Origin of the sequence: Flavobacterium algoris, assembly GCF_048158525.1 — a bacterium.
Taxonomy (GTDB): Bacteria; Bacteroidota; Bacteroidia; order Flavobacteriales; family Flavobacteriaceae; genus Flavobacterium; species Flavobacterium algoris.
The window spans coordinates 1-10268 of the sequence record NZ_JBLNKT010000049.1 but is presented as its reverse complement, the minus strand read 5'-3'; the positions used below and the strand labels follow the sequence as shown (position 1 = coordinate 10268).

Sequence of the window (10268 nt, the reverse complement as noted above, 5' to 3'; positions counted from 1 at the left end):
TTCTACCAACATCCGATTTATATTCTAATTCACAATTCAAAGAACTTATAACTTCTAAAACTCTAAAATAATTTTTTACTATATTTGACATAGATATTGGTTGTTTGGCGACTTCAAGATACTGAATTTCAGTATCTTGACCAATATCTAATCAATTTATTTTGCTTTAAATAATTACACCCAACGGGTTGAATTTAATACTATAAAAGATACAATCATTAATAAAGCATTAATTGTTGAAGATAATTTTATCAATCAAAAAGTATTGTATAAACTTTTGAATAAACTAAATATTCCTTCAGATATTGCAATTAACGGAAAAGAAGCCGTTTCTTTTTATAATGAAAACGATTATGATATCATTTTTATGGATTTACACATGCCTGAAATGGATGGATTTGAAGCAACAAAAAAATACACTCCTCTGCAAAATATCAAATTAACGCTATACCAATTATTGCTGTAACTGCAAGTGCATTTGACGAAGACAAAGTGAAAGCCATTTCTAATGGTATGGATGATTTTATAACTAAACCTGTTGTTTTAAAAAACTTGAAAGAAATAATAGCTAAACAAATGCATTTAAAATGTTTTCAATATAAAAATTGCTGTATCGATTACAACGTTTAATAAATTTCTTATTAAGTAACTTGTATGCTGACGTGATACTTCTAAAATTGGAATCTGTTTCAGTATTACAGATAAAGAAATGAATTAAACGAACTAATGAAACCTTCCAAAAAAATAAAGAAGCTAGCTTGACAAAAATAGAACCAGTTAAAGAAGACCGGAATTCATTAAGGGTACTCCTATATTAAAAAAGAAGATTCTAAATTATTGGATTTTTCTCCGCTTCGCTTTTACAATTTGTTCATCAATCAAAACAGCTTCATAGATTTGCTGTCTCAAAAATGCAACATCAATTGCTGCGACTGAAGTAAACGTTACTTTGGAAGTAAACTTTGTAGTTTTAAAAGTCTCGTCTAAAAATGAAGTGCCTTTGCAAAAACCAATTGCGACTCCTTTTTCAACTTTTTCCCAAGGAATAGAAGCAGGCCAAATATAACAAATTCTAGAATGACAATAATAAAAAGGGACATTGTAAGCCAATTTCTCTTTGCAATTTGGAATGCATTCTAAGATAATTTTACGCAAAGAAAGAACGATTTCAAGTTCCTCTTCTGGAAGATTACCTAGAAACTCATCTATTTATTCCTTGTGGATTTCCCATAATAAAAAGGCCTATTATCTCGAATAGGCCTTGGCTTAATTACTTTTTTGCACTTCTCAGTTTCCTTGCCAAAAGTGTATTTTGCAATAACATCGCAATAGTCATTGGTCCTACTCCACCTGGAACGGGAGTTATAAAAGAAGACTTTTTACTTACTTCATCAAAATCAACATCTCCTGTAATCACATATCCTTTTGGGTGAGAAGCATCTTCCACTCTGGTAATACCTACGTCAATTACAACTACTCCATCTTTCACCATATGGGCTTTAAGATAATTCGGAACTCCTAATGCTGTAATGATAATATCTGCATTTCTTGTAAACTCCTCAATGTTTTTAGTTCTACTGTGAGTCAGTGTTACTGTTGAATCACCTGGATATCCCTTGCGACTCATCAAGATACTCATGGGACGACCCACAATGTTGCTACGTCCAATAACTACGGTATGCTTGCCAGCAGTTTCTACTTTGTAGCGTTCTAACAATTGCATAATTCCAAATGGGGTTGCCGGTAAAAATGTTTCCATTTCCAAAGCCATTTTCCCAAAATTTGCAGGATGAAAACCATCTACATCTTTGTCAGGATCAATCGCCATCAATATTTTTTGCTCATCAATGTGTTTTGGCAAAGGCAATTGAACGATATAACCATCTAAATCATCATTTTCATTTAATTCTTTGATTTTTGAAAGCAAATCGGCCTCACTAATCGTTTCTGGTAAACTTACTAAAGTGGATTCGAAACCAATTTGTTCACAAGAACGTACTTTACTTCCAACATATGTTAAGCTGGCTCCATTAGTACCAACGATTACAGCTGCTAAATGAGGCACTTTTTCCCCATTGTTTTTCATTTGTTGTACTTCGGCAGCAATTTCCTGTTTAATGTCTTCCGATGTTTTTTTTCCGTCTAGTAGTTGCATTTCTTCTTGTTTAAAAAGTTTAAAGTTTAAAGTTTAAAGTTTTGGAAACTTAAATAAAAACCCTTAAATATTAATAGTATAATGTGTTTCAAAACTGATTACTGAAAACCTGAATACCGAACACGATTTTTTTATCGCATTCCTGGCATACCACCTTGCATGCCTCCCATCATTTTCATTAAATTTTTCCCTCCCGGTCCTTGCATCATTTTCATCATCTTGCTCATTTGCTCAAACTGCTTCATCAATTGATTGACTTGCTCAATTTTTGTTCCGGAACCTTTTGCAATTCTAGCTTTCCTTTTTACATCAATTAAAGCTGGCTTACTTCTTTCTATTGGAGTCATCGAGTGAATAATTGCTTCAATATGCTTGAAAGCATCATCTTCAATTTCTACATCTTTCATGGCTTTTGAAGCACCTGGTATCATTCCAACCAAATCTTTCATATTACCCATTTTCTTTACTTGCTGTATTTGGGACAGGAAATCATCAAAACCAAATTCGTTTTTGGCGATTTTCTTTTGGATTTTTCTTGCTTCTTCTTCGTCAAATTGCTCTTGCGCTCTTTCTACCAAAGACACAACATCTCCCATTCCAAGGATACGTTCCGCCATACGAACAGGATAGAATACATCAATCGCATCCATCTTTTCACCTGTACCAACAAACTTAATTGGTTTGTTTACTACAGTTTTAATAGACAAAGCAGCTCCACCACGAGTATCACCATCAAGTTTAGTTAAGATAACACCATCAAAATTCAAGATATCATTAAAGGCTTTAGCGGTATTTACTGCATCCTGACCTGTCATTGAATCGACAACAAATAAAGTTTCTTGTGGCTGAATTGCTTTATGAACACGTGCAATTTCATCCATCATTGCTGCATCGACTGCTAAACGACCCGCAGTATCCACAATCACTACATTAAAACCATTGGCTTTTGCATGTTTGATAGCATTTTGGGCAATTTCAACCGGATTTTTATTTTCTGGTTCGGAGTAAACCTCGACACCTATAGAATCACCAACAACATATAATTGTTGAATCGCCGCTGGACGATAAATATCACAGGCAACCAAAAGTGGTTTTTTATTCTTTTTTGTAAGTAAATAATTTGCCAGTTTTCCAGAAAAAGTAGTTTTACCTGAACCTTGCAAACCTGACATTAAAATCACTGTAGGATTTCCTGATAAATTAATTCCGGCAACATCACCACCCATCAATTCCGTCAATTCATCTTTAACCAATTTAACCAATAATTGCCCTGGTTGAAGTGTCGTTAAAACGTCTTGACCAATTGCTTTTTCCTTTACTCTAGTGGTAAAATCTTTTGCGATTTTGAAGTTAACATCGGCATCAAGTAAAGCTCTACGAACTTCTTTTAATGTTTCGGCAACGTTTACTTCGGTGATTTTTCCGTGCCCTTTTAGTATATGAAAGGCTTTATCTAATTTATCGCTTAAATTATCGAACATGATTTTTTATTTTATTGAAGTGCAAAGATAAACTAATTAGATAATTAGGCAATCAGATAATTGGATAATCGACAAAGGGAATTTCAATTTATTTTAACAAAAAAACGACCTCAATTTGAAGTCGTTTTTGTATTTAAATAATTTATCTTGTTACATTCTTTCCGGAACATTAATTCCAAACAAACTAAAAGAAGCAGCGATAGTATCAGCCACTTTTTTAGACAACTGTATCCTAAAAATTTTCTTCTCTAAATCTTCTTCTCCTAGAATAGGAACAACCTGATAGAATGAATTGTATTCCCGTACCAAATCATATGTAAAATTTGCCAGTAAAGCCGGACTGTGATTGTGTGCCGCATTTTGAATTACCTCAGGAAACAACTCCAATTGTTTCAATAATTCTTTCTCTTTTTCATGCAATATCACTATTTTTGATGTATTTGAAAAATCAAAATTAGCCTTGCGAATAATAGATTGAATTCGGGCGTATGTATATTGAATAAACGGCCCCGTATTTCCTGCAAAATCTACTGATTCTTCAGGGTTAAAAAGGATTCGTTTTTTTGGATCCACTTTCAAAATGTAATATTTCAAAGCGCCAAGACCTATAGTATTGTATAATTTTGCTTTTTCTTCGGCAGAATAGGTATCTAATTTTCCTAAATCCTCTGCAATTTTCTGAGCTGTATCCGTCATTTCCTGCATCAAATCATCTGCATCAACAACAGTTCCTTCACGGCTTTTCATTTTTCCGGAAGGTAAATCCACCATTCCGTAAGACAAATGGAAAAGATTTTTAGACCAATCAAAACCTAGTTTTTTCAGAATAAGAAACAATACTTTGAAATGATAATCTTGTTCGTTTCCTACCGTATAAACCATTCCACCAACATCCGGGTAATCTTTCACACGCTGAATAGCTGTTCCAATATCCTGCGTCATATAAACTGCTGTTCCGTCTGAACGAAGTACAATTTTTCTATCTAAACCTTCATCCGTTAAATCAATCCAAACCGAACCGTCAGGATCTTTTTCGAAAACACCTTTCTCCAAACCAATTTGAACAACGTCTTTTCCTAATAAATAAGTATTGCTTTCGTAGTAATAACAATCAAAATCAACTCCTAAATTTTTATACGTAATGGCAAAACCATCATAAACCCATTGGTTCATGGTTTTCCAAAGATTTATTACCTCGGCATCCCCAGCTTCCCATTTCAAAAGCATTTCTTGTGCTTCCAGAATAATAGGTGCTTGTTTTTTGGCCTCTTCCTCCGTTTTCCCACTGCTCATTAATTGGGCAATTTCTTCTTTATACGCTTTATCAAAAGCTACATAAAAATTTCCAACTAATTTATCTCCTTTTAAACCTGTTGATTCCGGTGTTTGTCCGTCTCCGAATTTCTGCCAAGCTAACATTGACTTACAAATATGAATTCCTCTATCGTTTATGATTTGGGTTTTATAAACTTTTTTACCTGATGCTTTGATAATTTCGGCAACCGAATATCCTAAAAGATTGTTACGAACGTGCCCTAAATGCAATGGTTTATTTGTGTTTGGCGAAGAATATTCTACCATTACAGCTTTATCGTCAGGATTTGGTGTCACGAAACCAAACTTTGTATTGTCTTTTATTTCATTGAAGAAATTCAAATAATATTCGTCAGAAATAACAATGTTTAAAAATCCTGAAACCACATTAAAACCACTCACTTCAGTTACGTTTTCCACTAAATAGGTACCAATTTTGTTTCCTAATTCTAACGGATTACTTTTAATAACTTTCAATAATGGAAAAATAACCATCGTAATATCACCTTCAAATTCCTTCCGAGTGGTTTGAAATTCAACTTTGTCAATAGCAATGTCAAATAAAGCTAGAATCGCTTTTTCAATAGAAGGCGTAAGAATTTGTGATAATGTCATTTTATGTATTTATTTAAAGGTTGCAAATATAGTTATAATGCATCGATTTGAAAATTGGAAAACAATATAATTTCCTAGTCAAAGCATCCTGTTTGAATATTTACTAATTACTGTTGCGTTATTTTTTTTTAAATACTTGTAAACAATTTATCTTTAAAAGAGTCTATTAGGTAACTTTTAACATTTCGTTTTAATAAATATTTTTTATGCATAAAATAGTACTATGCAATACATATTTTTAAAATAAATGAATACCTTTGCATCATCATCAATCAAATTTTAATCAAAACAAACATCATGAATCTCAAATTAATTTTACTATGCTTATTCGCAACCGTGTTTTCGATACAAGCGCAAAATTCGGTCAAACCAACGCTTCTGGAAAATTCTGGAAGTATATCCGGTAAAATAGTCGATAAAAAAAGCAACGAACCGCTTCCTTATGTAAATGTTATTGTAAAAGAAGAAAACAAAGTGATTACGGGAGGAATAACTTCTGACAAAGGGACTTTTCTTATCAAAAATTTAGCTTTAAAAAACTACACTGTTGAAATACAGTTTATAGGTTACAAAACCGTTACTAAAGCAATTTCGTTAACAACTGGAGACAAAAATGTCAATATGAATACCATTCCCTTAGAGGAAGATGCAATTCAATTGAAAGGTGTTGATGTGGTAAGTGAGCGATCCACAATTGAACAAAAGATTGATAGAAAAGTAATCAATGTTGGTAAAGACTTAATTTCAGCAGGAGCCACTGCGGCAGAAATAATGAACAACATTCCATCCGTAAGCGTTGATCCACAAACCAATGCAATAAGCCTAAGAGGGAATTCGAATGTACGTATTTTAATAGATGGAAAACCTACTACTATTGAAGCTTCGCAATTATTACAACAAATACCATCAACATCCATCAAGCAAATTGAATTAATTACCAATCCTTCAGCAAAATACAATCCGGAAGGAATGAGTGGAATTATCAATATTGTATTGAATAAAAACAGTAAAATTGGTTTTAACGGAAGTGTAAACAATGGTGTAACTTTTGGAAAAACACCAAAATTAAACTCCTCATTAGACATGAATTACAGAACTGGAAAGTTCAACATTTACGGGAATTATGGTTTGAATACCGGAAAACAATCCAATCACGGATTCATAAAAACGACAGAGCCAGGTCAGGAAGATTTTCAAAAATTTACTTTTTTGAATACAAACACTTCTCATTTAGCAAAAGTTGGTTTTGACTTTTATTTAAATGAAAAAAACACTATTTCCTTTTATACAACCCAAAATATTTATAGAGGAAAGGGTGACTCTAAAACTACCGTAGATTTTCTTGATCCATCCAAAACAGATATTACTCAATTGTTTAATAACAAAAATAAAAATTATTCACAGGCCTATAATTTCGATTACAAAAAGGACTTTAAAAAAGAAGGCCATAATATAGAACTTGAAGTAAATTACACTAATAATGACGACAAAGAAAATGCTATTTTCAGTACTCCCGCCACTAATTACATTACAAACAAAGGAAACAATACGTTAATTAATTTAGACTATACAAATCCATTAAATAAAACTACCAAACTAGAATTAGGATTAGAAAGCAGAATCGAAAACACGAAAAACAATTTCATTAAAAACGACAGCTATAATTCCGATTTCTCATATAACAGAAACATTTATTCTGCTTATGCAAATATTTCAAAACAGATAGGAAAATGGAGTGGACAAGTGGGAACTCGTTTCGAAAAATACAATGCCAAAGCTTTATTCAAAAAAGTAAATGAAAATAACGAGACTTTCGAAGATGATTTATTTACACTTTATCCATCCGGATATATCAATTACACACCGAGCGAAAAGAACTCATTCAATTTAAGTTTTTCAAGACGTGTGGACAGACCTAGTATTGATCAAGTAAATCCAATACGTGAATGGAGTACCCCACAAATTGATTCAGAGGGAAATCCGGAGCTTTTTCCACAATTTACGAATTCTTATGAATTGAATTATACCAGAAAAACAAAAATTGGTTCCATAACAACCGGTGTATTTTACAGAAGAATAAATGATGAAATTACAAGAACGCTTTATGAAAACCCTAACGATCCTTCTAAGCTAATTTTATCTTATACTAACCTCAACGATAATAATGCATATGGTTTTGAAATTTCTGGAAATTTACAATTTACAAAATGGTTCAGTTCAAACGTAAGCTTCGACGCCTATAGTAAAAAAACAAGAGGTATAGTAGCTGATGAATTTGTTGAAGTAAATGTAACATCCGTTAATGCACGCATAAGCAATACATTTAAGGCTTCTAAAAACTTGCGTTTTCAATTATCAAGTATGTACAGAGGCCGCGATTTAGGAATACAAATGCTTAGACAACCTATGTGGAAAATGGATTTAGGAACCAGTTATACAGTTCTTAAAGGAAGTGGAACCATAACTGCACGATTCAGTGATGTTTTCAACACGATGCACTTCGCTTTTGAAGGAACCAAGCCAAAAAAACTGGAAGGTCAATTCAACTGGGAAAGTCAATCGGCATATATTGGATTCAATTACCGTTTTGGAGCTGGAAAAAACAAAGCGATTCAGAGAAAACAACGTGACAAAAACGAAACCCAAGGTGGTGGTGGACTTTTATAAGATAAGTTTTAATAGTTTGTTGCAAAAAGAAAAACCCGGAGTATGCCAACTCCGGGTTTTTTGACTTAAAAAAAAGTGCTTTTTAAATTATATTAGATTTTAATGCTTTTACCTCGTCCCCATTTGCTGTTTCACTTGAATCTGTAATGGCAGATGAATGATAAAAGGAAGCATTTGTTTTTTGTTTTAATAATGCAATATTGAATGATCGCAAGCCACCACCGGGCATAATGGTGATTCGATTATTCGCTTTTTCAACTAATTCAGCCAATACATCAATTCCTTCGACTACATTTTTTTCCTGTCCGGAAGTCAATATCGTTTTAAAACCACATTCGATTACGGATTCAAGTGATTGATTTATGTCTTTTACCACATCAAAAGCGCGATGAAAAGTACATGGAAACGGCTGTGCCAAAGCCACTAATTCCTTGTTTTGTTCTTTATTGACGCTACCATCTTCTTTCAAAATTCCGAAGACAAAGCCATCAACGTCAAGTTTTTTGAACTGGATAATTTCAGTTTTCATTTCCTCAAATTCACCATCTGAATAGACAAAATTTCCACCTCTAGGCCGAATCATTATATTCAAATCGATTGACAGAATTTCACGGACAGCTATAGTTATTTCAAAATTTGGCGTAGTTCCTCCGTCCTTCATATTAGCGCACAATTCTACTCTGTCAGCACCATTTTGTTGTGCAATAATTGCTGATTGCAAATTAAAACACGCTATTTCCAATTTACATTCTTTCATTTATTTCATATGTAGAATCTATTATTTTTATTGGAATATGTAATTTCCATTGTATTATTCATGTTTGCATCAAACTCTGGTTATGCTCATTTCAAAAAATAATCTGCATCAATTAATCGGTTTCCTGTTGCATCATTAACAGCATAATTAAAACCTCCTTGAATGCAATAAGAGCCATATTCTCCTTGTTTATTTAAGGCAATAAAACCAACTTGAATGTCTTTTAAATCTTTATTCCTATTCTTTGTCAATTTTACAATTCGAGCAACAGCTTCTTCACACGCTTTTTGTGGTGATTTGCCTTGGCGCATCAATTCTACAACCAAATGACAACCTGAAATCCTGATCACTTCTTCTCCGTGACCTGTGGCTGTGGCAGCTCCAATTTCGTTATCAACATATAATCCTGCTCCAATAATCGGCGAATCTCCCACACGACCGTGCATTTTGAAAGCCATTCCGCTTGTAGTGCAGGCACCAGAAAGATTTCCGTCTGAATCCAAAGCAATCATACCGATAGTATCGTGATTTTCAATATTAGCAATAGGTTTATATTGACTGGTTTTCAACCATTCTTTCCACTCTTTTTCGGATTCTTCTACCAATAAATTCTCTTTTACAAAACCTTGTGATAAGGCAAACTGCAAAGCACCATCACCAACCAACATCACATGAGGTGTTTTTTCCATCACTGCACGAGCCACTGCAATAGGATGCTTAATATATTCCAAACAAGCTACTGAACCAATATTCGCATTTTCATCCATAATACAGGCATCAAGTGTAACCCGCCCATCTCTATCCGGTCTTCCTCCATACCCCACACTTCGTTCTTTTGGGTCTCCTTCGGGAATTTTCACCCCAGCTTCAACTGCATCGAGGGCACGTCCGTTATTTTTTAAAATTTCCCAAGCAGCGGCATTAGCTTCAATTCCGAATCGCCAAGTAGAGAGCACAATAGGTTTCTTCCCTTTTTTAGATAAAAAACTACGCTCCTCCTCCGGTTTTCCTTTGAATGAATTTAAAGCCACAGCAACTGAACCAATGGCTGCGGTTTTTATAAAACTTCTACGATTTGTCATACTCTTTACTTTTGATTAACTATAATTTCGTCTTAAAAACAACCGACTGTAATTAGAAAATGAATATCAATAACTAATTAAATAACCCGTTGGGTGTAATTAAATGATTTGATTTTTGATATTATTTATTGGTCTATCAAAGATAAATTTATTGATATATTGAACCAATGTTAATGCTGTTATTTTTGCTAAAATTC

At 33.4% G+C, this 10268-nt stretch carries 9 protein-coding genes and 2 pseudogenes; 3 read left to right on the top strand and 8 right to left on the bottom strand.

The window, feature by feature from the left end; genetic code table 11:
• A pseudogene (locus ACM55I_RS16355) lies at positions 1-91 on the bottom strand (IS982 family transposase); the annotation flags it as partial.
• 63 nt (positions 92-154) lie between these two features.
• Between ACM55I_RS16355 and ACM55I_RS16100 the strand changes: the two are divergent.
• A complete protein-coding gene (locus tag ACM55I_RS16100; RefSeq protein ID WP_416847859.1) occupies positions 155-466 on the top strand; it encodes a response regulator in 312 nt (103 codons plus the stop codon).
• A gap of 26 nt (positions 467-492) precedes the next feature.
• Positions 493-630 carry a hypothetical protein gene (locus tag ACM55I_RS16095; RefSeq protein ID WP_416847858.1) on the top strand — a complete coding sequence of 46 codons (138 nt, stop codon included), beginning with the start codon at positions 493-495 and terminating at the stop codon, positions 628-630.
• A gap of 204 nt (positions 631-834) precedes the next feature.
• On the opposite strand, the gene ACM55I_RS16090 is transcribed toward ACM55I_RS16095, so the two are convergent.
• The 4 genes from ACM55I_RS16090 to argS form a co-directional block, all read right to left on the bottom strand.
• The gene (locus ACM55I_RS16090) at positions 835-1155 is read right to left on the bottom strand and encodes a DUF1801 domain-containing protein (protein WP_416847857.1); all 321 of its coding nucleotides are present in this window, start codon (positions 1153-1155) and stop codon (positions 835-837) included.
• Positions 1156-1270: 115 nt separating this feature from the next.
• On the bottom strand, positions 1271-2155 hold the full coding sequence (locus tag ACM55I_RS16085; RefSeq protein ID WP_416847856.1) for a bifunctional 5,10-methylenetetrahydrofolate dehydrogenase/5,10-methenyltetrahydrofolate cyclohydrolase: 885 nt from the start codon (positions 2153-2155) through the stop codon (positions 1271-1273).
• A 131-nt stretch (positions 2156-2286) separates the two neighbouring features.
• Positions 2287-3636 carry a signal recognition particle protein gene (ffh, locus tag ACM55I_RS16080; RefSeq protein ID WP_416847854.1) on the bottom strand — a complete coding sequence of 450 codons (1350 nt, stop codon included), beginning with the start codon at positions 3634-3636 and terminating at the stop codon, positions 2287-2289.
• Between the two features lie 150 nt (positions 3637-3786).
• Entirely contained in the window at positions 3787-5565 is a 1779-nt protein-coding gene (gene argS, locus ACM55I_RS16075) for an arginine--tRNA ligase (RefSeq protein ID WP_416847852.1), read from the bottom strand.
• Positions 5566-5862: 297 nt separating this feature from the next.
• On the opposite strand from argS, the gene ACM55I_RS16070 reads away from it, so the two are divergent.
• A complete protein-coding gene (locus ACM55I_RS16070; RefSeq protein ID WP_416847850.1) occupies positions 5863-8232 on the top strand; it encodes a TonB-dependent receptor in 2370 nt (789 codons plus the stop codon).
• A gap of 82 nt (positions 8233-8314) precedes the next feature.
• Here ACM55I_RS16070 and ACM55I_RS16065 read toward each other — a convergent pair whose 3' ends face one another.
• The 3 genes and pseudogenes from ACM55I_RS16065 to ACM55I_RS16055 all read right to left on the bottom strand — a co-directional run.
• Positions 8315-8989, bottom strand: a complete 675-nt coding sequence (locus ACM55I_RS16065) for a copper homeostasis protein CutC (protein WP_416847849.1) — start codon at positions 8987-8989, stop codon at positions 8315-8317.
• 86 nt (positions 8990-9075) lie between these two features.
• Positions 9076-10071 (bottom strand): isoaspartyl peptidase/L-asparaginase family protein, encoded by a 996-nt coding sequence (locus tag ACM55I_RS16060; RefSeq protein WP_416847848.1) that lies wholly within the window; start codon positions 10069-10071, stop codon positions 9076-9078.
• Positions 10072-10170: 99 nt separating this feature from the next.
• Positions 10171-10268, bottom strand: a pseudogene (locus ACM55I_RS16055) (IS982 family transposase); the annotation flags it as partial.